General features: G+C 70.8%; 23 protein-coding genes. 14 read left to right on the plus strand and 9 right to left on the minus strand.

Features of this window, described 5'->3' with window-relative positions; all coding sequences use genetic code 11:
* Window positions 1–92 precede the first annotated feature (92 nt).
* From V6V89_RS22500 to V6V89_RS22530, 7 genes are all read left to right on the plus strand, one after another.
* Window positions 93–749, plus strand: a complete 657-nt coding sequence (locus V6V89_RS22500; RefSeq protein ID WP_334621209.1) for a glycosyltransferase family 2 protein — start codon at window positions 93–95, stop codon at window positions 747–749.
* Entirely contained in the window at window positions 746–1,411 is a 666-nt protein-coding gene (locus V6V89_RS22505) for a TIGR04282 family arsenosugar biosynthesis glycosyltransferase (protein ID WP_334621211.1), read from the plus strand. The genes V6V89_RS22500 and V6V89_RS22505 overlap by 4 nt, the downstream gene beginning before the upstream one ends.
* Window positions 1,408–2,046, plus strand: coding sequence for a class I SAM-dependent methyltransferase (locus V6V89_RS22510; protein ID WP_334621212.1), 639 nt, complete (start codon window positions 1,408–1,410; stop codon window positions 2,044–2,046). Before V6V89_RS22505 ends, V6V89_RS22510 begins: the two co-directional genes overlap by 4 nt.
* Window positions 2,043–3,152 carry a molybdopterin-dependent oxidoreductase gene (locus V6V89_RS22515; RefSeq protein WP_334621213.1) on the plus strand — a complete coding sequence of 370 codons (1,110 nt, stop codon included), beginning with the start codon at window positions 2,043–2,045 and terminating at the stop codon, window positions 3,150–3,152. The genes V6V89_RS22510 and V6V89_RS22515 overlap by 4 nt, the downstream gene beginning before the upstream one ends.
* Complete coding sequence (locus V6V89_RS22520; protein WP_334621214.1) at window positions 3,149–3,589, plus strand: hypothetical protein; 441 nt, start codon at window positions 3,149–3,151, stop codon at window positions 3,587–3,589. The genes V6V89_RS22515 and V6V89_RS22520 overlap by 4 nt, the downstream gene beginning before the upstream one ends.
* A 163-nt stretch (window positions 3,590–3,752) precedes the next feature.
* Entirely contained in the window at window positions 3,753–4,811 is a 1,059-nt protein-coding gene (locus tag V6V89_RS22525; RefSeq protein WP_334621215.1) for a LacI family DNA-binding transcriptional regulator, read from the plus strand.
* Window positions 4,812–4,925: 114 nt separating this feature from the next.
* A complete protein-coding gene (locus tag V6V89_RS22530) occupies window positions 4,926–6,530 on the plus strand; it encodes a glycoside hydrolase family 27 protein (RefSeq protein ID WP_334621216.1) in 1,605 nt (534 codons plus the stop codon).
* A gap of 58 nt (window positions 6,531–6,588) precedes the next feature.
* Here V6V89_RS22530 and V6V89_RS22535 read toward each other — a convergent pair whose 3' ends face one another.
* The 3 genes from V6V89_RS22535 to V6V89_RS22545 all read right to left on the minus strand — a co-directional run bounded on the left by V6V89_RS22535 (window position 6,589) and on the right by V6V89_RS22545 (window position 11,327).
* Window positions 6,589–8,304 (minus strand): DUF1996 domain-containing protein, encoded by a 1,716-nt coding sequence (locus V6V89_RS22535; protein WP_334621217.1) that lies wholly within the window; start codon window positions 8,302–8,304, stop codon window positions 6,589–6,591.
* 221 nt (window positions 8,305–8,525) lie between these two features.
* Window positions 8,526–10,607 carry a PQQ-dependent sugar dehydrogenase gene (locus tag V6V89_RS22540; protein WP_334621218.1) on the minus strand — a complete coding sequence of 694 codons (2,082 nt, stop codon included), beginning with the start codon at window positions 10,605–10,607 and terminating at the stop codon, window positions 8,526–8,528.
* 159 nt (window positions 10,608–10,766) lie between these two features.
* Window positions 10,767–11,327: a helix-turn-helix transcriptional regulator gene (locus V6V89_RS22545; RefSeq protein WP_334621219.1), complete on the minus strand. Its 561-nt coding sequence runs from the start codon at window positions 11,325–11,327 to the stop codon at window positions 10,767–10,769.
* A 64-nt stretch (window positions 11,328–11,391) separates the two neighbouring features.
* Here V6V89_RS22545 and V6V89_RS22550 point away from each other — a divergent pair, with 64 nt between their 5' ends.
* Together V6V89_RS22550 and V6V89_RS22555 are read left to right on the plus strand one after the other, a co-directional pair.
* Window positions 11,392–11,778 (plus strand): YybH family protein, encoded by a 387-nt coding sequence (locus V6V89_RS22550; protein ID WP_334621220.1) that lies wholly within the window; start codon window positions 11,392–11,394, stop codon window positions 11,776–11,778.
* A gap of 154 nt (window positions 11,779–11,932) precedes the next feature.
* Window positions 11,933–12,130 (plus strand): hypothetical protein, encoded by a 198-nt coding sequence (locus V6V89_RS22555; protein ID WP_334621242.1) that lies wholly within the window; start codon window positions 11,933–11,935, stop codon window positions 12,128–12,130.
* Between the two features lie 63 nt (window positions 12,131–12,193).
* Here V6V89_RS22555 and V6V89_RS22560 read toward each other — a convergent pair whose 3' ends face one another.
* Window positions 12,194–12,844, minus strand: coding sequence for a response regulator transcription factor (locus tag V6V89_RS22560; RefSeq protein WP_334621221.1), 651 nt, complete (start codon window positions 12,842–12,844; stop codon window positions 12,194–12,196).
* A 57-nt stretch (window positions 12,845–12,901) separates the two neighbouring features.
* Between V6V89_RS22560 and V6V89_RS22565 the strand changes: the two genes are divergently transcribed.
* The 4 genes from V6V89_RS22565 to V6V89_RS22580 all read left to right on the plus strand — a co-directional run bounded on the left by V6V89_RS22565 (window position 12,902) and on the right by V6V89_RS22580 (window position 16,003).
* A complete protein-coding gene (locus V6V89_RS22565) occupies window positions 12,902–13,702 on the plus strand; it encodes a sensor histidine kinase (RefSeq protein ID WP_334621222.1) in 801 nt (266 codons plus the stop codon).
* A gap of 94 nt (window positions 13,703–13,796) precedes the next feature.
* Entirely contained in the window at window positions 13,797–14,663 is an 867-nt protein-coding gene (locus tag V6V89_RS22570) for a manganese catalase family protein (RefSeq protein ID WP_334621223.1), read from the plus strand.
* Between the two features lie 66 nt (window positions 14,664–14,729).
* Window positions 14,730–15,785, plus strand: a complete 1,056-nt coding sequence (locus V6V89_RS22575) for a putative manganese transporter (RefSeq protein WP_334621224.1) — start codon at window positions 14,730–14,732, stop codon at window positions 15,783–15,785.
* An 11-nt stretch (window positions 15,786–15,796) separates the two neighbouring features.
* Window positions 15,797–16,003 (plus strand): hypothetical protein, encoded by a 207-nt coding sequence (locus V6V89_RS22580; RefSeq protein ID WP_334621225.1) that lies wholly within the window; start codon window positions 15,797–15,799, stop codon window positions 16,001–16,003.
* Window positions 16,004–16,079: 76 nt separating this feature from the next.
* Here the strand turns inward: V6V89_RS22580 and V6V89_RS22585 are convergent, their stop codons facing one another.
* From V6V89_RS22585 to V6V89_RS22605, 5 genes are all read right to left on the minus strand, one after another.
* A complete protein-coding gene (locus V6V89_RS22585; RefSeq protein WP_334621226.1) occupies window positions 16,080–16,676 on the minus strand; it encodes a DUF3618 domain-containing protein in 597 nt (198 codons plus the stop codon).
* Window positions 16,673–17,101, minus strand: coding sequence for a phage holin family protein (locus V6V89_RS22590; protein WP_334621227.1), 429 nt, complete (start codon window positions 17,099–17,101; stop codon window positions 16,673–16,675). The genes V6V89_RS22585 and V6V89_RS22590 overlap by 4 nt, the downstream gene beginning before the upstream one ends.
* Window positions 17,098–17,595 carry a hypothetical protein gene (locus V6V89_RS22595; protein WP_334621228.1) on the minus strand — a complete coding sequence of 166 codons (498 nt, stop codon included), beginning with the start codon at window positions 17,593–17,595 and terminating at the stop codon, window positions 17,098–17,100. Before V6V89_RS22595 ends, V6V89_RS22590 begins: the two co-directional genes overlap by 4 nt.
* Entirely contained in the window at window positions 17,543–18,340 is a 798-nt protein-coding gene (locus V6V89_RS22600; RefSeq protein ID WP_334621229.1) for a DUF2231 domain-containing protein, read from the minus strand. The genes V6V89_RS22595 and V6V89_RS22600 overlap by 53 nt, the downstream gene beginning before the upstream one ends.
* Before the next feature lie 93 nt (window positions 18,341–18,433).
* Complete coding sequence (locus V6V89_RS22605; RefSeq protein WP_334621230.1) at window positions 18,434–19,132, minus strand: hypothetical protein; 699 nt, start codon at window positions 19,130–19,132, stop codon at window positions 18,434–18,436.
* Between the two features lie 128 nt (window positions 19,133–19,260).
* Between V6V89_RS22605 and V6V89_RS22610 the strand changes: the two genes are divergently transcribed.
* Entirely contained in the window at window positions 19,261–20,019 is a 759-nt protein-coding gene (locus V6V89_RS22610) for a class I SAM-dependent methyltransferase (protein WP_334621231.1), read from the plus strand.
* The last annotated feature ends 41 nt before the right edge of the window (window positions 20,020–20,060 follow it).

The raw sequence follows: 20,060 nt of genomic DNA on the forward strand, positions 1-20,060 counted from the left end.
CGTCAGCGACTCGTAAGATCCATTCGACCCGTAAGGATTCCGTAAGCCCTTGGATCGTCTCGGACCGTCCACTGCCGACCTACGGTGCGGTTATGGACGGTTATGTGGACGTGGTTCTGCCCTGCCTGGACGAGGCGGCGGCACTGCCCGGAGTACTGGCGGGCATGCCCGCCGGCTTCCGGCCGATCGTGGTCGACAACGGCTCCAGCGACGGGTCACCGCGCATCGCCGCCGACCTCGGCGCCACCGTCGTGCACGAGTCGAGGCGCGGCTACGGCGCCGCCGTACACACGGGCCTGTCCGCCGCTACCGCCGACGTCGTGTGTTTCCTGGACGCCGACGGCTCCCTCGATCCGGCCGAGCTCGCCCCCTTGGCAGCCCTCGTCACGGCTGGCCACGCGGACCTGGCAGTGGGGCGCCGGGTGCCCACCGGGCCGGCGGTGTGGCCCTGGCACGCGCGCGCGGGCAATACCCTGCTCGCGGCACTGCTGCGCCGCCGCGGCGTACCGGTACGCGACATCGCACCGGCCCGCGCCGCCCGGCGTCAAGCGCTGCTCGACCTCGGCGTCGCCGACCGGGCGTTCGGATACCCGCTGGAACTGTTGCTACGGGCCGGCGCGGCCGGCTGGCGGATCGTCGAGGTCGACGTGGCGTACCGGCGGCGGGCCGCCGGCACCCGGTCAAAGGTGTCCGGGTCGGTACGCGGCACCCTGCGCGCGGTCCGTGACATGGCGGGGGTGCTGCGTTGATCATCCTCGTGGTCGCCAAAGCGCCCGTGCCCGGCCATGCCAAGACCAGGCTGTGCCCGCCGGCCACGCTCCGGCAGGCGGCAGCCATCGCCGCGGCCGCACTGCTGGACACCCTCGACGCGGTGCGCGCCACGCCCGGCGTCACACCGGTCCTGGCGTACGCGGGCCGGCTGGCCGACGCCGAACGCTCCGACGAGATCCGGTCCGCCCTGGCCGGCTGGCACGTGGTGCCGCAACGCGGTGCCACGTTCGCCGACCGACTCGCCCACGCACACGCCGACGCGGCCGCGCACGCGCCCGGGCAGCCGGTGCTGCAGATCGGCATGGACACCCCGCAGGTGCGCCCCACCACGCTGGCGGCCTCACTGGACCGGCTACAGGCCGCCGACGCGGTCCTCGGTCCAGCCACGGACGGCGGCTGGTGGGCGCTCGGCCTGCGCGATCCACTTCACGCCTCGGCGCTGCGCCCGGTGCCGATGTCCACATCGCAGACCGGCCGCCTGACCCGCAGCGCACTAGCCGCAGGCGGCCTGGATATCGTCGATGCGCCAACCCTGTCCGATGTGGACACCTGGGACGACGCGCTGGCCGTCGCGTCCGCCACACCCGGCGGCCGGTTCGCCACCACCATGGCCGAACTCAGTGCGGGAGTCGCCCGATGACAGCAGGCTTCCACACCGCCTACACCGGAGGCGGTACGGTCCACTGGCTGGTGGAGACCGGCGGCCGGCGGACCCGGCTGCCGCTGCGGCGCTGGTACGGGCCGGCCGAACCCGCGGTGCGGGCGCTCGTCGACCGCTGCACCGGTCCGGCGGTCGACGTAGGCTGCGGACCTGGCCGGGTCGCGGCCGAGCTGGCCGCCCGCGGCCTGATCAGCTTCGGCATCGACACCTCACCCGCGGCGGTCCAGCTGACCCGCCAGCGCGGCGCGACCGCGCTACGCCGCGACGTGTTCGACCCGCTGCCCGGCGAGGGCCGATGGAGCAACGTCCTGCTCGTCGACGGCAACATCGGCATCGGCGGCGACCCCGTCACCCTGCTGCACCGCTGCGCACAGCTGCTACGCCCAGGCGGCACTGTACTGGTCGAACTGGACCCGCCCGGTGCCGGCCTGTGGCGCGGCCGGGCGCACGTGGCCCGCGAACCCGGAGCGGCCCGGCCCGACCGCGGCCCGGAATTCCGGTGGGCAAGGGTGGGAGTGGACGCCGCCGACCGGCTGGCCGCTCTGGCGGGCCTGCGGGTGCGTGCCGTCTTCACCGTGGACGAGCGCTGGTTCGCCGAGCTGGAACGGCCATGAGACTCCGCCCGCCCAGGCCGGAGGACTTCCGCTCCCCCGCGCACGCCCCGGCCGTCTCGGCGCGGATCGGCCTGTGGCTCGGTGTCGCGTTCACCGTCTGCTTCCTCACCGGCCTGCTCAGCCACGCCGCCCAGCACCCCCCGGGCTGGTTCACGTGGCCGACCCGGCCGGTCAGCCTCTACCGGATCACCCAGAGCGCGCACGTACTGTCCGGCGTCGCCGCCATCCCGCTGCTGCTGGCCAAACTCTGGAGCGTCTACCCGCGCCTGTTCATCCGGCCACCGCTGCGGCCACCCGCCGCCGCACTGGCGCACGCCGCCGAGCGGCTGTCCATCCTGGTACTGCTGTGCGCGGCCTTCTTCGAACTGGCAAGCGGCCTGTTCAACGCCGTCCAGTCGTACCCATGGCGATTCTTCTTCGTCGAAACCCACTACGCCGTGGGCTGGATCGCGGCTGGCGCGCTGGTCGTCCACATCGGAGTCAAGCTCTCGACGGCCAGCGCGGGTCTTGCCGAGCGTCCCGACCCGCGGCGACGGGCCTTCCTCCGCATCGCCTGGCTGTCCACCGGCGCTGTTGTGCTGGCCACCGCCGGCAACGCCGTGCCGTGGCTGAGCCGGGTGTCCGTGCTCGCCTGGCGCTCGCCCGGCGGCCCCCAAGGTCTGCCGGTCAACCGCACCGCCGCCGCGGCCGGCATCCGGGTCCCGGCGGACTGGCGACTGGCCGTCGCCTGGCCAGGCGGCACCGCCCACCTAACCCTCAGCCAACTCACCGCGCTGCGGCAACACACCGCTACCCTGCCGATCGCCTGCGTCGAGGGCTGGAGCGCGAGCGCGAGCTGGACCGGGGTACGCGTCACAGACCTTCTGGCCGCGGTCGGGGCACCCACCGACCGCGCCGTGCGCGTGTCCTCTTTGGAACGAAGCGGCCTGTACGCGACCAGCCTGCTCCCGTCCGCACACGCCACCGACCCGCTCACCCTCCTGGCCCTACGCGTCAACGGCCAGACGCTCAGCCCCGACCACGGGTACCCGTGCCGGATCATCGCCCCCAGCCGCCCTGGCGTACTCCAGACCAAATGGGTGACCCGCCTGGAGGTGCTGGTGTGAAGGCCGTGCGAGCCGGGCTGGTGCTCAGCGGCGCCGCCCTGGTCGGATATGGCGGCTGGCTGCTCTGGCCGCAGCTGCCCGCCGCCTGGACCTGGCTCCTGGCCGGACCCATCCTGCACGACGTCGTCGTCGCACCCGCGGTCGGCATCGCCGGGCTGGCGCTCGGCCGGCTCATACCGGACCCGGCCCGGCGTGCCTGGGTCGCCGCCGGCCTCGCCATCTCGGCCGTGCTGATCCTGGTCGGGGTGCCCTTGTTGTGGCGACCCCAGCCAGCACCGATCAACCCCGGACTGCACGACCGGGACTACGTCCGGGGTCTCATCGTGGCGGTGCTCGCCATCTGGGCCGGCATTTTCGTGAGCAAGGTGAGCCGCCGGCTCCGGCACGCCGGCCGGCCGCCGGGGTCGACGGCTCCGCCTACGGCGCCCGAAGCTTGACGCCTCGCACGGTCGACGACCTCCACCGGCTCTTCCTGGCCACCGGGATGGGCTGGTGCGTGGCCGAGTTCGGTATCGTCTCGCATGACCGTGGGCGAGCGCCGCCGCGGCGCCCGAGCGAAGCGTGGGCCGGCAGGCTCAGCAAAGGCCGGAGGTAGGGCCGATGTCAGAGGTTGACCTGCCGGGATCTCCTCCGGTCGACGGTGCCGAAGGCCGGTCGGCGCGTCGGCCTAGCATCGTCGACGTGGCGCGGCTCGCGGGCGTGTCCCGCCAGACGGTGTCCAATGTCCTGAACGGCCGCAAGGCCTACTTCTCCCATGAAACCCATGCCCGCGTCACCGCGGCGATGGAGACGCTGTCGTACCGGCCGAGCCGCGCGGCGCAGAGCATGCGTTCGCGCCGCACCATGCAGATCGGCTACCACATGTTCGGCGAGCAGCTGGAGGTGGTGAAAGGCTTCACGCTGAGCTTCCTCCAGGCGCTGATCAAAGCGGCTGCGCATGACGGCTACCACATCGTCGTGTTCACCCACCACGACGACGACCCGCTCCAGGTGTTCCGCGACCTGGTCGCCCGCCGTGCCGTCGACGCGTTCGTCCTCTCCGAGTCCCGGGTCGACGACCCGAGGGCGCGGCTTCTCGCGGGCTCCGGTGTGGCGTTCGCGTCGTTCGGCCGGCTCGCGCCGGACCTGCCTCAGCAGTGGGTCGACGTCGACAACGCGGCGGGAATGGCGGCGCTTGTCGAATACCTGATGGCCGCGGGGCACCGGGAGTACGCCTACGTCGGCGCCGACGGTGTTGAGTACTGGAAGCGGGAGCGGCTGGAAGGTTTCAGGCTTGGCCTGGCCAAGTACGGGCTGCGCATCCCGGACGACGCGGTCTTTCACGGCTCCGGAAGCCAGCTTCGCGACAAGGTCCGCGAGCTGCTGAGCCGGGACGATCGGCCTGCCGCGATCGTGACCAGCAGCGATGCGGTGGCGGCGGTGGTAGTCAACGTCTGCAACTCGATCGGACTGCGGGTGGGCGTCGACATCGCCGTCACCGGGTTCGACGGCGGTGCCGTCGGGCTACTCACCGAGCCGACCCTGACGAGCGTACGCATCCCGGTCGAGAAGATCGCCGCGGAGCTGATCGCGCGCTGCCAGGCCGAGCTTCGGACCGGTCCCACCGGGCAGCCGGGCACGCTGGTCCCTACCGAGATCGTCCAGGGCGGCAGTGCCTGACCTCGACCGATCAGATCGAGATAGTTGAGTCCTTCGATTGAACCGGGCTAGCATACCCCTCGACGGAAGGGGCATTGAATGTTCAATGTGTCGAGGTCGCGGCGCCGAGGAAGTATGGGACTCGCCGTCGCGGTGCTGGTAGCGGCAGTGGCGACGCAGGTAGCTGCCCCGCAGCCGGCCATCGCCCTGGAGAACGGTGTGGGGCGCACGCCGCCGATGGGCTGGAACACCTGGAACACGTTCGGTTGCAACATCAACGAGACGCTGATCCGGCAGATGGCGGACGCGATCGTGGCGAACGGAATGCGGGACCTGGGCTACAAGTATGTGGTCGTGGACGACTGCTGGTTCAACCCGAACCGCGATGCGGCCGGCAACCTACAGGGAGATCCCACTCGGTTTCCCAGCGGGATGAAGGCGTTGGGAGACTACCTGCACGCCCGGGATCTGAAGTTCGGGATCTACCAGGTGCCGGTCGATCAGACGTGTGCGCAGTACTTCGACTCGTATCCGGGAGCGACCGGCAGCCAGGGGCACGAGGTGCAGGACGCCCGCCAGTTCGCCGCGTGGGGCGTCGACTACCTGAAGTACGACTGGTGCTCGCCGAACGGGTCGATCAACGATCAGGTGGCGACGTTCGCCAAGATGCGGGACGCGCTGGCGGCGACCGGCCGGCCGATCCTGTACAGCATCAACCCGAACAGCATCCACGAGAAGACGGGGCCTCAGCGGAACTGGGGTGACGTAGCGAACATCTGGCGTACCACAGAGGACATCACGAACGCCTGGAACACTGGGCAGACCAACGGGTACCCGATGGGCATCCAGAACATTGTGAACGTGAACGTGCCGCTGGCCTCCTACGCACGGCCGGGTGGGTTCAACGACCCCGACATGATGGAGGTCGGCAACGGCGGGATGACCGACACCGAGATGCGCAGCCATTTCGCGCTCTGGGCGATAATGGCGGCCCCGTTGATCGCGGGCAACGACGTGCGGAACGCGTCGGCGGCGACGCTGACGATCCTGCGCAACCAGAACCTGATCGAGATCAACCAGGACAGTCTGGGGCTGCAGGCGGTGCAGGTGTCCAACGACGGGACCCGGCGGGTGCTGGCCAAGCGGCTGGCCAACGGGGACGTGGCCGTGGCCCTGTTCAACCAGGGGTCCAGCACGACCACGGTGTCCACCACCGCGGCGCAGATCGGTAAGTCCGGCACCTCGTTCACACTGCGGGATGCCTGGACGAACGCGACCAGCACAACCACCGGAACCATCGCGGCCAGCGTGCCGGCACACGGCACGGTCGTCTACCGCGTCAGCGGCGGCGGAGTGGCGCCGACCGGTAACACCTTCGTCAGCGCCGCATCCGGCCGGTGCCTCGACGACCCGAGGAGCGCCACCGCCAACGGCACCCAACCGGTCATCTGGGACTGCAACGGCGCCGCCAACCAGCGTTGGACGGTCAGCGGCAGCACGATCCAGATCTTCGGCAAGTGCCTCGACGCGCCAGTCGGCGCCGCCGCGGGGGCCAGGCCGGTGCTCTGGGACTGCCACGGTGGCACGAACCAGCAGTGGTCGCTCAACGCGGACGGCACCATCAGGGGCGTCGCGTCCGGCTTGTGTCTGGACGTGACCGGCGCCGCCACCGCCAACGGCACGCTCGTGGGCCTGTGGACCTGCAACGGCGCGGCCAACCAGAGATGGACCCGCCAGTAGGACCGTGAACAGTCGGCCGGGGTCCCGGCTCTCCGAGCCGGGACCCCGCGCACCGACGTCACTGGCAGCGGCGACCGGTGTTGACGCAGTTGGCGATTTTGGCCATCTGGCGGGTGGAGTTGACGTTGAGGAAGTCGTTGTGGTCGGAGGACGGGTTGTGGTTCTCCTCGGGGAAGGAGTCGAGCTGGTACTGGCCCTTCTTCTGTACCTCGACCGGGATGTCGTAGCTGATGCTGATCCGCAGTTGGGGCACGGCACGGGTGCCGGCGGGGCAGGCGCCGGTGTTCGCGTCCGGGAAGGAGATGTGGGCGCGGTGGTTGTCGCTGTCGATGTTCTCGCCGTCCCAGCAGCTCGGGAAGTCGTGCACCCGCATGACCTGGCTGCCGGCCGGGCAGATCGGGTACTTGTCGGACAGCCGGTCGGCGAAGCCGCTGCACGTCCAGGAGTTGCGGGCGTTGGCTGGGCCCCTGCTGGTCGGCTTGGATTCACCCGTGAGCGCGCGCAGGAACCGCGGCATGGGGACAACCTTCGTGGTCGGGTTGCCCCGGTACTCGATCTTCACGCTCGCCGGCCGGACGATCCCGCCGATGTTGCCGGCGATCTCCAGGTTCGGGCCTTGCACGCCGGGCAGTTCGCTGGCGTCGGTGCTGGGCGTGCTCGGCGGGTTCGCCGGCGGCGGGTTGTTGAGGGTGCACGCGGCGAGCGAGGTCAGTCCGGTGGGTCGGGTGCCCTGCCGGCCGATGGCGATGGCGATCCGGTCCAACGTGGCCACCCGCTTGTCCCGCAGTGGCCCGAGGATCGCGTTGTTGACAAAGTTCGGCCCACCCTGGCCCCGCGTGGTGACGATGCGCTGATTCGCCTCGGCGATCTGCTTGTCCAGCAGCTCCAGGTTGCGGTTCACCTCGTCGACCGCGGAAGCCGGCACGCCGGACAGCCTGTCGCGGACGGTCGGGCAGTTGACCGAGGGGGTGACCGCGTTGGCCGCGGGTGCGCCCGCGGCGCCCTGGTTGGCGTGTCCGGCGTGGGCCCCGTCGTAGCTCAGATCGCAGTCGGCGAGTGAGACCAGCCCGGTGGGTCGGGTGCCCTCCCGGCCGATGGCGATGGCGATCCGGTCCAACGTGGCCACCCGCTTGTCCCGCAGCGGCCCGAGGATCGCGTTGTTGACAAAGTTCGGCCCACCCTGGCCCCGCGTGGTGACGATGCGCTGATTCGCCTCGGCGATCTGCTTGTCCAGCAGCTCCAGGTTGCGCTTCACCTCGGCCGACGCCCTCGCCGAGATGGCGGGCAGCTTGTCCGCGACGGTGGGGCAGCTCATCGACGGCGTACCGGCGGCCTTCAGCGTTCCGGCGTCCGCGCCGACCGGGTTCGCCTGCCGGTTCGCGGTCCGGTCGATGCGGACGACCGGCCAGAAGTAGGACGACTTGTCGCCGTTGCGGCACGTGGTGTCGGACGCGGCCAGGCTCTCGTCGCTGGAGTCGGCGGTGATCGACAGGTTGCCGACGAAGTCGTGCACGTGCTGGGCGCCGTTGCGGACCCCGGGCTGGGCGACCGGATTGTCCGGGCTGAACTTCCCGTTCTCGTTCGTTCCACAGTCGACGGTGAAGACGCCGGTCGAGCCGCCTCGCCGCGTCGGTGGCGCCTTCACGTTCGGCGCGACGTCCCGGATCGACACGAAGCTCGACAGCGGTGCCGCCTCCGCGAACGCCTGTCCGTTGCGGGCACTGGACACGATGCTCGCGGTGACCGCGGCGGTCGCCGCCAGCACCAGGAACACGACCAGGATCCGAAACTCCCGAGACCGTGTTCGGATTGCTCCAGGACTCATCACTTTCCCCTCACTCGACGCGGACGGCGAGAAACGCCGATGACGCGATGGGGTACGGCGTCGGTCCGTCGGCCGATGAGGAGAACGATGGCACGTCAGGGGTTCGTAAGGACTCGGCTTACGCAGCCGTGGTTGAGGGCCGCCGGGCCCCGGCGGCCCTCAACGTGGGGTCAGCTTCCCAGCTGGACGTGCAGGATCCGTTCGTTGCTGTTGTTCGCTGTGCTGTCTTTGTCGCCGGTGTTCGTCGTGGTCAGCCAGAGGCCGCCGTCTGGCGCCGGCTCGACCGTGCGCAGCCGGCCGTACGTGCCGTTGAAGTACTGCGTCACGTTGGTGAGGCTGCTGCCGCTGATCACCGCCCGGTACATCCGGGCGCCGCGGGCACAGGCGATGTAGACCGCGTCGCGGACCACGGTCAGGCCGCTGCACGAGGCGGATGCGGTGCTGTAGGTGTACTTCGGCGCGATGAAGCCGGCCTGGTTGCAGTTGCCGGACGTGCCCTCGCAGGCCGGCCACCCGTAGTTGCCGCCCCGGACGATGAGGTTCGTCTCGTCCATGACGCTGTTGCCGAACTCCTGCTCCCACAGCCGGCCCTGGGAGTCGAAGGCGATGCCCTGCGGGTTGCGGTGGCCGTAGCTCCACACATGGTTTCCGAACGGGTTGTCGGCGGGCACGCTGCCGTCCGGGTTGATCCGCAGGATCTTGCCGGCGAGGCTGGCGGTGTTCTGCGGCAGCCCCGTATTCTGCCCGTCGCCGGTGGCCGCGTACAGCTTGTTGTCCGGGCCCCAGCGCAGCCGGCCACCGTTGTGGTACTTGTTGCGCGGGATGCCGGTGACCAGCACCTGCAGCGACGCGGCGTCCAGCCGGTTGGCGGTGGTCACCTTGATCCGCACGATCCGGTTGTCGGACGGCGACGTGTGCATGGCGTACAGCCAGCGGTCGGTGGCGAAGGTGGGCGAGATCGCCAGGCCCATCAGGCCGCCCTCGCCGTCAGTGCCCTGGATGTTCGCGATGGTGCCCACCGTGCTCTTGGCGCCGGTACCGGGGTCGAGGCGGACGATGTCGTGCGCGTCCCGGCGGCCGTAGAGGATCGCGCCGTCGGGTAGCGTGACCAGTCCCCACGGGATGTCGGTGTCGGTCGCCACCTGGCGCACCGCGCAGACCGGGTTGCCGCATGACGCTCCGGTGGTCACCTGGACGGTGTCGCTGCGGGGTGAGGCGTTGCCGGCGGCGTCGCGGGCCACGACGTGATAGCTGTACCGGATGTTGGCGGCCAGGCCGCTGTCGGTCAGCGTGGTGACCGTGCCGGCGACCGAGCCGACCTTGGTGCCGTCGCGGAAGACGTCGTAGCCGACGACACCGACGTTGTCGCTGGCCGCCCGCCAGGTCAGCGTGACGCTGGTGCCGCTGGCCGCGGCGGCCAACCCGGCCGGGGCCGTGGGCGGCTCGGTGTCGTTCTGGCACTGCGGCACCTGCAGGTCGAGAGTCTCGCTGGCCTGCGAGACGTTGCCAGCGGCGTCGCGGGCGTTGACGTAGACCCCCCACCGCGCGCCGGGCGTCAACGTCAACGGCGTGGACAGCGCCGTGCCGCCGACCGACAGCATGAACTGGCCGTCGTGGTAGATGTCGTAGCCGGCCACGCCGACGTCATCGGTCGACGCCGACCACGACAGCGTGACGGAGGTGCAGGTGAGTCCGCTGGTGCGCAGCCCGCTCGGTGGGGTCGGCGGTTGCGTGTCGGCGCCGTTCGACCGGGTCCACCGCTGGGCGGCCGAGCCGTCACAGGTCGCCGTCCTGGCCACCGCGCCGGACGCCGCCAGGCACAGTCCGGACTGTACGCCGCGGATCGAGCCGTCGGCCTCCAGCCGCCAGCGCTGGTTGGCGCCGCCGTGGCAGTTCCAGATGATCAACGCGACTCCGGGCTCGCGGCTGGCGTTGGGCACGTCCAGGCACATCGGGGTGGCCTCGTAGACCCTCAGTTGGCTCTCGACGTACTCCCAGTCCTGATTGCCGCCTCCGTGGCAGCGGTGCACGCCCACGGCGGTACCGGCGGCGGTCGCCGCGCCGGCGACGTCCAGACACTGGCCGGTCGCCGGGTTGACCAGCGGTATGCCGGCGGCCGCTTGAGCGGACCCGGTGAACGTCACCGCGAGGCTCGCGATGAGGCCCGCCGCCGCGACGCCGGCTGCCAGCGCGGCGAGCCGTCTACGCCGCCGAGGTGGCGCCGGGACGGCGGTGGCCACAACGTTCTGCATGTACGCCTCCAGAGGGGATGCCATCGGTGGCGCAGCCGTTCCCGGTAGCTACATCGACAAAACCTAATTAAGCAAGACCTAAACACGCTCGCCCGTACATGCTCCGGCCCCACCGTGGGCGCGGTGGGGCCGAACGTCACTTCCGTGGACGCGCGGGCGTCACAGGCGGACGAGGCTAGCGACCAGTTCCTGCCTGCTGCGTACACCGGTCTTGACGAAGATCGACTTCAGATGGTCGCGGACCGTGTGCGGAGACAGGAACAGGCTGGCGGCCACCTGCGCGGTGTTCCGGCCGGCGATCAGCATCTCGGCGATCTGGCGCTCCCGCGCGGACAGGCCGTAACCGTCCAGCGCGAGCGCGGCGGTCGACTCGGGTCGGCTGCGTTCGATCGCGAGGGCGATGCGCGCCGGACCGTCGGGCGCGGCGAGGACCGCCGCCGGCCGGCGGCTTCGCGCCAGGTCCGCGAAGCGGTCGCCGTCGTCGTGCCGGTACTCCAGATCGAGCAGGCGCCCAAGTAGGGCCGGTGACAGGCCGGCCTCGTGCACGCCCGCCGTCTTGACCAAGGTTTCGGGGTCGAGGGTGAATCCGCACCAGCCCTCCACCGGCACCGCCTGCCGCGCCGCGGTGGCCGCGTCCCTCAGCAGGCTGGCCACGTCGGGCGCGGACTCGGCGACCCGCTCCGCCTTGTCGCGAACGCGGGCTCGGAGGGCGGCGTTCACGCGCCCAGGCTATCCCCCGTCCGCGGGGTACTGGCGTACGGGCCGGCCGCCTACCGTCGCCGCCATGACATACGCACAACGCCCCGAAGACCTGCACGAGCTTTTCAAGGAAGGAGTCAACAACAAGGACGTCGACGCGTTGATGGCGCTCTACGAGCCGGACTCGCTGACGGTGGGCCTCGACGGTAGCCGGCTGGAAGGTGAGCAGGCGCTGCGAGCCATGCTGACCGGCCTCGTCGCCACGATCGACCACCTCGACGGCAACACCCGCAAAGTCATCGTCCACGGCGACTACGCGCTGATGTCCGCCGCCTTCACCGGCAATGGTGGCGCCTTCTCGGGCAACAGCGGCGAGCTCGCCCGACGGCAGCCCGACGGCGGTTGGCGGTTCCTCATCGACGACCCCACATTCGGCCTGGGAGGCGCGCACGAGCAGGTCACCTCGGCGTGACGGGCTAGGACGGCGATAGCGCCATTTCGCAAAACCTCGCGCCGGAGGTTTGGCCGGATTCCCAGGGGTATCCCCAGGGTCCTTGGGGGTGAACCCGGATGAACTTGATCAAAGGTGTTTCGTAGGCGCGCTCGGAGCGGCCGGAGCAGCCATCGTGGGCGGCGCTCTTGCCATCAGGAGCCGCCAACGGCGCGCGTGCGGCGACACCCGCTGGCACGTGCTGACCGTCTACAAGCCACTGGAAGGCCAGCGCTACATCCCCATGCTGCTCGACCGCATGGAACGCGACGAGCTGGTCACCGACCACCTCGCCACCCACGTGCTGCCGCTGGACTCGGTGTTCACACCCTGAGCCACCTTCCACCCGGGTTTGCCCACGCCGCCGTTCGATCGGCCGGCGACGGCTCGACGCGACCTACGGCTGCAGCAACCCGGTCGTGCCGGCGAGCGCCGCCGCCTCGGTACGGCTGGAGACGCGCAGCTTTCGCAGTAGAGAGGCGGTCAGGCGCTTGACGGTCCGTTCCGAGACGCGCAATTCGACGGCGATGTCCGCGGTGCTGTGGCCGGCCGCGATGAGGCGCAGGAGGCGGCGCTCCTCGGCGTCCAGATCCGCTGGCGCCGGCCGAGCCGTACGCACCGGATGCAGGACCGCGGCCAGCAGGTCGACCGGCAGGACCGCCCAGCCGTCGAGGACGGCCAGCAGCGGCGGCATCAGCTGCTCGGCCTCGCTCGTCTTCGGCAGATATCCGTCCGCTCCGGCGCGCAGAGCCTCGACGGCCAGATCGGTGCGGTCCGTGCCGGACATCGCGACAAGGCGTAGACGAGGTTCGGCACGCCGGATCGCGGCGATCGCGCGCACGCCGCCCGGTGGCGGCATGTGGAGGTCGACGAGGGCGAGGTCGGGTACGCACCGGCGGACCAGGGCGACCGCCGCCGAGGCGTCCGCGGTGGCCCCCACGATCCGCGCCCGCCCGCCACTCATGGCCGGCAGCAACAGCTCCAGGCCCTGGGCGAACAGCGGATGATCGTCGACCACGGCGATGCGGATGGCTGGCGAAGCGGACACATGACGGCGTTTCCCAGTGAAGCGGCGAACATGCACGGAAGGGGACCACGCATGTGGGTGGCGAGGTGTAGGCGCGCGTTCTCGGTGGTGGTGGCGCTGGCTGTGCTGGTCGCCGCCACAGTGGACACCGAGCCGTTGATGTTCGTGCTCGGCCTGGCGGCCGGTGGCGTCGCGGTCGCGGGCTGGCCCGCCGAGCGGGCGCGTACGGGTACGGCGGATGGCGCGGGACTGTTGCTGCGGACGGTCTGCCACGAGCTGGGCACGCCGGTGCGGTCGCTGCAGTCGCTGACCCGGGCGCTCGCCGAGGAAGCGGACACCGACCGCCAGGCGGTCGCCCGCCTGGCACAGGAACAAGCCGGGCACCTGGCCTCGGTGCTGAGCCAGGCGACCGAGGTGGCCCAGGGCCTGCACGGGTCACCGCTGGCCGACGAGCCGGTGCCGATCGGTCGGCTGCTGCCCGCCGTGGCGGCTGTCGTGCCACCGCGGCGGCTGCGGCTCCGAGTCGACGAACGGGTCTTGGCGCGCCCGGTCGCCGGGCGGCGCACCCGCCAGGTACTGATCAACCTGCTGGACAACGCGGTCCGGCACGGGCCGCCGGAGGGGCCCGTCGTCCTGCGGCTCGAAGCCGTTGCCGGCGGTGTCGCCGTCCTCGTGCAGGACGAAGGGCTGGACAGTTCGCCCGTCGAGGCGGCGCTGCGCCGCCCCACGCCGCCGGCCGGCACGTCCGGCATGGGCCTGTGGATCGTCCGCCAACTGGTCGCGGTCGACGGCGGCACGGTCACCGTGTGCCGCACTCGCACAGGCGTAGCGATCCGAGTCCTTCTCCCCTGCCCATCGCGGCGGCGCCCGGCGGCCTGACGAGGTTGGCACCCGCGGGCCGCGGGCTGGCCCGACAAGGCCCGGCACAGGGGTATCCGGCGTCATCACAACCCGACGCACGAGGAGGACGCGGATGTTCCGCCATGTCAAGGACCTTCAGTTCGAGGCCAAGCCGGACGGCCCGAACGCGGAGTTCGCCCGCCGGCTGCAGGAAATCCTCGGCGGCAAGTGGGGCGAGCTGACGGTCGCCAACCAGTACCTGTTCCAGGGCTGGAGTTGCCGCCTTCCCGGCAAGTACAAGGACCTGCTGCTCGACGTCGGCACCGAGGAGATGGGCCACGTCGAGATGATCTGCACCATGATCGCCCGGCTGCTGGACGCGTCGCCGCTGTCGCAGCAGGAGGCCGCCGCGGCGGACAACCCGATGCTCGCGGCGATCTACGCCGGCCAGTTGCCCGCACACTACATCCATGCCGGCGGAGGGCCGCTTCCGGTCGACAGCAACGGGGTTCCATGGAACGGCTCCTTCATCACCGCCAGCGGCAACCTGATGGCCGACTTCCAGCTCAACGTCACGGCGGAGGCACAGGGGCGGCTGCAGGTGGCGCGGCTGTTCAACATGACCGATGACCCGGGCGTGAAGCAGATGCTGCGCTTCCTGCTCGCCCGCGACACGATGCACCAGAACATGTGGCTGGCCGCCATCGAACAGCTCAAGCAGGACGGCCTGGAGGACATGCCGGTACCGGAGGCGTTCCCGGACGCCGAGCAGGAGACCGACTTCGCGTACCGGTACATCGACTTCTCCGAAGGCGACGAAGCGGCGCAGGGACGGTGGGCTTCCGGCCCTAGCCCGGACGGCAAGGGCGAGTTCACGTACCAGAAGGAAGCCGTCGCGCACGCCGGCGCACCCCAGCTCCCACCCGGCGACCCGCGCCTCTACGGCACGCAGCCGGGCCCGGACGGGCTGCTCGGCAAGGTAAAGGACGCCATCACCTGAGTTCCAGCGGCGGGCCGCCCGCGAGCGGCGGGCGGCCCGCCGGGGCCGTCATGGAGGAGCTGAACGGTGATCGACTACCTCGCGCGTCCGATGGCCGACGCGTTCATGCAGGTCGGGGTCTACGTCGCCGTCCTGGTCGTCGTCTTCGGCTGGCTGCGCTGGCGGTACGGCGACCGGGTGACGGACGCGTTGGTCCGCCGGCCACGGTTCGGGCCGCTAGTCGGTGCGCTGCTCGGGGTCAGCCCTGGCTGCGGCGGCGCGATCATCCTGATGCCGCTGTACGCCCGCGGCCGCGTCTCCTACGGCACCGTGATCGCGGCGCTCGCGGCGACCATGGGGGACTCCTCGTGGGTGGTGCTGGCCTGGGACCCCGGCTTCGCGCTGCGGATCCACGCACTGCTGTTCGCGGTGGGGCTGGTGACCGGGTACGCGGTGGACGCCCTTCGGGTCGATCCGGCCCGACCGACGGCGCTCGTACCCGAATCCCCGCCCGCCGCGCCGGCGGGTGACCGGCGGCCGGTGATGGCCACGGCGTTCTGGGGCCTCACCACGCCCGCCTTCCTGGTGTCGGTGCCCATCGTCTTCCAGATGCTCGACCCCGACCGGGTCTCCGCCGTGCTGCGCGGGGTCGACCCCTACCTCGTCCTGGGGGTTGCGGGCACGCTCGTGGCCGTCGTGATCTTCACGGCTGGGCGGGGCCGATTCGCCGACGACACCGTGGAGAGCTCGCATCCCCGGTCGGTGGGCGAAATGCTGCGCCACGGCGCGCACGAGGCGTCGTTCGTGACCGTCTGGGTGGCCGTCGCATACGTCGGCTGGGAGGTGCTGACCCGCACGACCGGCCTGGACGGCTCCGAGCTGCCGCTGGTCGGCGTCGCGGGCGTGGTCGCCGGGGCCCTGGTAGGGCTGGTGCCCGGCTGCGCGGTGCAGATCGTCTTCACCGGCCTGTACGTCAGCGGGGCCATGCCCCTGCCCACGCTCGCGGCCAACGCCGTAAGCCAGGACGGCGACGCACTCATCCCGCTCGCCACGCTGCGCCACCGGTCGGCTGCGCTGGCCACCGTCGTCACCACCATCCCGGCCCTGCTGGTCGGGGCGGCCCTGCTTCTGGTCGGCTTCTGAGGGAGTACGCCATGCTGCTCGTCCGCGCCGCGGCGGTGATCGCCGTGCTCGCCGTAACCGCGACGGCATCCGGTCCGCGGGTGCTGGCCAGCTGGCCGGCACTGCTACTGATCGCGTACCTGGCCGCGCTGGCCGGCTGCGTCGCGCACCACAGGGCACGCAGGTCGCGCCCGACGAACTCTTCCCGGCTTCCGTCGGACCGGCCAGCTCTCAGGTGACGGGCGCCGTGGACGTGCACAGGCGCAGCACCGGGCCGACTGTCGCGAGGACCGTCGGCCGGTGCTGCGCCCCGTCCTATGAGCGGATCTGTTCGCGGGCGTTGCGGGTCTCGTCCTTGACGTCGTCCGCCGCGGTCTGGGCCTCGCCCTTGACGGTCCCGATCGCCTCCTCAGCGGTCGATCTGACCGCCTGGGTCGCTTCCTGCGCGGGCTCGCGGAGGTTGTCGCGCATGTCCTGGGCGACGCCGCCGACCTCCTCCTTGATCGTGTCGCCGTGGTCCTGGACCGTCTCCTTGACTCGGCTGGCCGCCTCCTGCTCGCGGCGGGTGGCGGGCAGCAGGGACGAGACGAGCCAGCCGGCGGCGAACGCGATGATGCCCGCCGCGATGGGGTTGCCCTCGGCCCGCTGCTTCAGCTGCTGCGGCGCGGCCGTTGCCGCGTCACCCACGGCGGACGCCGCGGACGAGACGCGGTCCGAGGCCGTCTCACCGGCCTGAGAGGCGGTGCCCATGACCCTGTCGGTCACCCGGTGCACCGCGTGGCTGACGCGCCGCTTGCGGTCCTCCACCATTCGCCGGGGGCTGGCCTTGTAGGCCAGCGCGTCGACGTCGTCGCTGAGGTTCTCCCGGGTACGGGCGATCTCTTGCCGGATCTGGTCCGGGTCTGTGCTCATCGAGAGCCTCCTGGGGCTGGCTTGAGGGCGTCCGGAATCTGTTTGGCGGTCGCGGCAGTACGGGTCAGGCCGCGCACGCGCCGCAGCTGCGCCCGGGCGACGGCGAAGAGGATGGCCGCCGCGAGCGCCCACATGACGGCGACGATCAGGGCGGCCCATGCCTCGTCCATCCCGTTCGCCAGCGCCCACCAGAGGGCGACGGAGGCAAACAACAGGACCATGTGGCCGGCGATCCCGGCCGCACCGACCGCACCCGCGGCCCGGCCCGCCTTGGCTGCTTCCTCGCGCACCTCGGCCTTGGCAAGTTCCATCTCCTGCCGGACCAATGTGGACAAGTCCTGGGCCACCTCGCCCATGAGGTCGCCGAAGGAGCGCTGTGCCACATCCGGGTGCGGTTCGTTCACATCGGAGGCCGCCGGACTCACGGCCGAACTCCCTGCGCCGGAAGCGGCTCAGCCGGTGCGGCGGTGCCGACCGCCGGCGATCCGCCGTCGCCACTCGCCGCTCCGCCGTCAGAGTCCGTGCCCCCGCCGGCATCGGCCGCCAAGCCGCGGGTCAGCCGGCCAGCGAGGACGCCGAGCAGCGCCGCGCCGGCCAGGAACGCGCCGGGGTGCTGCCGCGCGTACCGCTTGACCTCGCCCAGCACCGCGCCGGGCTCGCGATCCTCCAGCCAGCCGGCAACCTGGTCGATGGTGCCCGACGCGCGGCGGGCCAGGTCGGTGGCCGGACCTGATCCGCCACCCTGATCCGCCATCGTCCGCAGCTCGGCGCCGACCGAACGCAGCCCGCCCGCGGCGCGTCGCTGCTGCTCGCTGGCCTGACCACGCAGCTCGTCGCGAGCCGCGCCGTACAACTGCCGGGCGCGGTCACCGGCCTCCCCCGCGACCTGCCGGCCCTGTTCGGCCGCCGTCCGCAGCACCTGCCCGCCGCTTCGCGCGGCGGTGTGCCCGACGTTCGCGGCCTGTTCTTTCGCCACCTGCCCGGTCGACTCCTGGCCGCCCGAAGGTGAACGAGACGTGGTGATATCCGTCATCTCGTATGCCCCTAACCTGGAAAGGTTGCTTGTCGGGCCGCTGTTCTACCCGCGGGCATGCCATCCATTCACACCGGTCGTGCCTATCTGCCGCCGCGCCTCGACGTGGGTCACGGGTGAGAGGGGCGGGGCCCTCCAGTCGCGGGGCGCCGGGTGCTGGTGCCAGACAGCGAGCTGGGGCGTCCGGGTTGGCATCTTCGTGCACGCCGATGCCGAGCCGGTCGACAAGCTCACCGCCGAGCCAGGCGGAGGCGCCGCCTATCGCGACCGCGATCACCTCCAGCGTGAAGGCGCCGCCGCCGGCGGCGTGGTTGGTGCTTCCCACCCGAACCAGCCACGAGATGGCAAAGAGCACGAGCACGACCGCGTTGAGCGCGCCGTGCAGGGCGCCGACGCGCTTGGCGCGGGTGTCGCGCGGGATGCTGGTCCAGTCGGCGAAGCCGGTGAGCGCGGCGAGCACCGCGCCGATGATGCCGGCGGAGATCATCCAGAAACCGACCTCGGCGAACGTGCCGTTGTCGCTGACTATGTGGATCAGGTCAAAGACCGTACCGGTGACAAGGAGCCCGAGCGGAAACACCACCAGCATCTGGTGTACCGGGTGCCCGAGGGCTCGTACGCGTGTCTGCACTGGTTCTCCTCGATAGGAATCGGGCAGGGCGTTTCGCCGCCGCAATACCGAGGATTTGCCCGCCGGCCGGCAATGTATGCGCTGGTCCAGGGGTCAGAGCTCCGGGGGCGTCCAGGTCCAGTGGTATCGGAGGTCGGCCCGCCACGGCTTCGGGTAGAACTGCTGGACGACGAACGCCATCCCGACTCCCCTGGCTAGGTACTGCTCGCGGTCGAGAATGCGGGTGATGGGCTGGCCCGGACGACCATTGTTGTCCCACCACGACTCCCACTGCTTCACGCAGATCTGGGCACCCAGGTACTGGTTGGCGCACGCCGCCGGCGGCGACCAGATCTGGGTGTGCCCGAAGTCGATGACCTTGCCGCTGGACCGCTCGGTGATGGTGCCCCATGCCTTCAGGCAATAGGCCTGGCCCGGGACCGTCCACTGTACGTAGTGCTGCCGCCCGCCTTCGGATGGGAGCGGCCGCAGGTTTTCACACCGGGCGTCGCCGATGAGTTCCCGGGTGACGCGTTGCGTGTAGTAGGTGCCGTTGTCGGACCACCCGTCGAGCAGGACCCAGTCGCCGGATCGCACGAACTCCTCCGCACGGTCCGGCGGCCAGGTAGCGGGATCGCCCCAGGTGATTCCCGACTCGGTGGCCGAGCGCGGGCTCCACGTCCACTGGCCGGCGGCCTGACCGCCCGACCAGAACTGCCCGGCGCTGCGCTCGAAGATGCGCGAGAACTGATCGTATGTCGCGGTCGCCGCCTGTGCCGGCGCGGCGCCGCCGGCGACCAGGAGCGCAGCCACCCCCACCAGCACAGCGCATGTGCGCGCGATTCCGCTCATCCGCCTCATGCACGCCATCTTCTGGTTGGGCGCTTACATTTGACTGTCGTCGCGCTTGCTGGATCGATCAGGCCAAACTTGGAGGCGCCATGGAGAAGGTCGACTACGACGCACGCCTGCACACCGTGTACACCGCCGGCCGGCGGATGTCGTCCGACGCGCTCCAAACGTGGATGGAGGCGTTCGCTCGCCACCTGCCGCGGACACGGCCGCTGGCCTGGCTCGACCTGGGCTCGGGTACCGGCCGCATGGCCCCCTCGCTGGCGAGCGCCTTCGGCGGCCCCGTCCGTGGAGTCGAGCCGTCAGACAAGATGCGTGCTCAGGCCATTGCCCATGCCGGCCATCCCGCCGTCACGTATGCGGCCGGGTCTGGCGAGCAGATCCCGCTGCCAGATGCCTCGTGCGACGCGGCCTTGCTGTTCTTCGTCTGGCACCACGTGGTCGATCGCGAAGCTGCCGCTCAGGAGTTGCGCCGCGTCGTCAAGCCGGGCGGCAAGCTCTTCGTGCAGACGAACTTCGCCGACAGGATGCCTGACGTGTGGTGGTTCCGCGTCATGCCCGAATGGAAGAAGGTCGACACGGCACAGTTCCGGTCTGAGGCAGAGGTGAGAAGTGACTTCGAAGGCGCCGGGTGGACGCTCGTGTCTCGTGATGAAGTCACCTGGCTTCGCTCGGCGAACCTGGCCGAAGACTTGGATCGGCTGAAGCTGCGCGCCGTCTCGGTCTTCGAGCACATGAGCGAGGAGGCCGCCAGAGCGGGCTTCGCCAGAATCGAGGCAGCGCTGTCCTCACTCGGCGACGGGCCTCAGTACGAGACCAGCCAGCTGCTCGTCTTCCAGCGCCACTAGACCAGCCGGGTTCCTGTATGAGGACCGGTTGCTGATGCCGA

Source organism: Micromonospora sp. CPCC 206061, assembly GCF_036906915.1.
Lineage (GTDB): Bacteria > Actinomycetota > Actinomycetes > Mycobacteriales > Micromonosporaceae > Phytohabitans.

Bases quoted from the DNA above. Each gene is read 5' to 3' on its own strand.
- V6V89_RS22610 (WP_334621231.1), top strand. From the start codon at position 19,261: ATGGAGAAGGTCGACTACGACGCACGCCTGCACACCGTGTACACCGCC.
- V6V89_RS22510 (WP_334621212.1), top strand. From the start codon at position 1,408: ATGACAGCAGGCTTCCACACCGCCTACACCGGAGGCGGTACGGTCCAC.
- V6V89_RS22525 (WP_334621215.1), top strand. From the start codon at position 3,753: ATGTCAGAGGTTGACCTGCCGGGATCTCCTCCGGTCGACGGTGCCGAA.
- V6V89_RS22540 (WP_334621218.1), bottom strand. From the start codon at position 10,607: ATGCAGAACGTTGTGGCCACCGCCGTCCCGGCGCCACCTCGGCGGCGT.
- V6V89_RS22500 (WP_334621209.1), top strand. From the start codon at position 93: ATGGACGGTTATGTGGACGTGGTTCTGCCCTGCCTGGACGAGGCGGCG.
- V6V89_RS22550 (WP_334621220.1), top strand. From the start codon at position 11,392: ATGACATACGCACAACGCCCCGAAGACCTGCACGAGCTTTTCAAGGAA.
- V6V89_RS22580 (WP_334621225.1), top strand. From the start codon at position 15,797: ATGCTGCTCGTCCGCGCCGCGGCGGTGATCGCCGTGCTCGCCGTAACC.
- V6V89_RS22530 (WP_334621216.1), top strand. From the start codon at position 4,926: ATGGGACTCGCCGTCGCGGTGCTGGTAGCGGCAGTGGCGACGCAGGTA.
- V6V89_RS22570 (WP_334621223.1), top strand. From the start codon at position 13,797: ATGTTCCGCCATGTCAAGGACCTTCAGTTCGAGGCCAAGCCGGACGGC.
- V6V89_RS22585 (WP_334621226.1), bottom strand. From the start codon at position 16,676: ATGAGCACAGACCCGGACCAGATCCGGCAAGAGATCGCCCGTACCCGG.
- V6V89_RS22515 (WP_334621213.1), top strand. From the start codon at position 2,043: ATGAGACTCCGCCCGCCCAGGCCGGAGGACTTCCGCTCCCCCGCGCAC.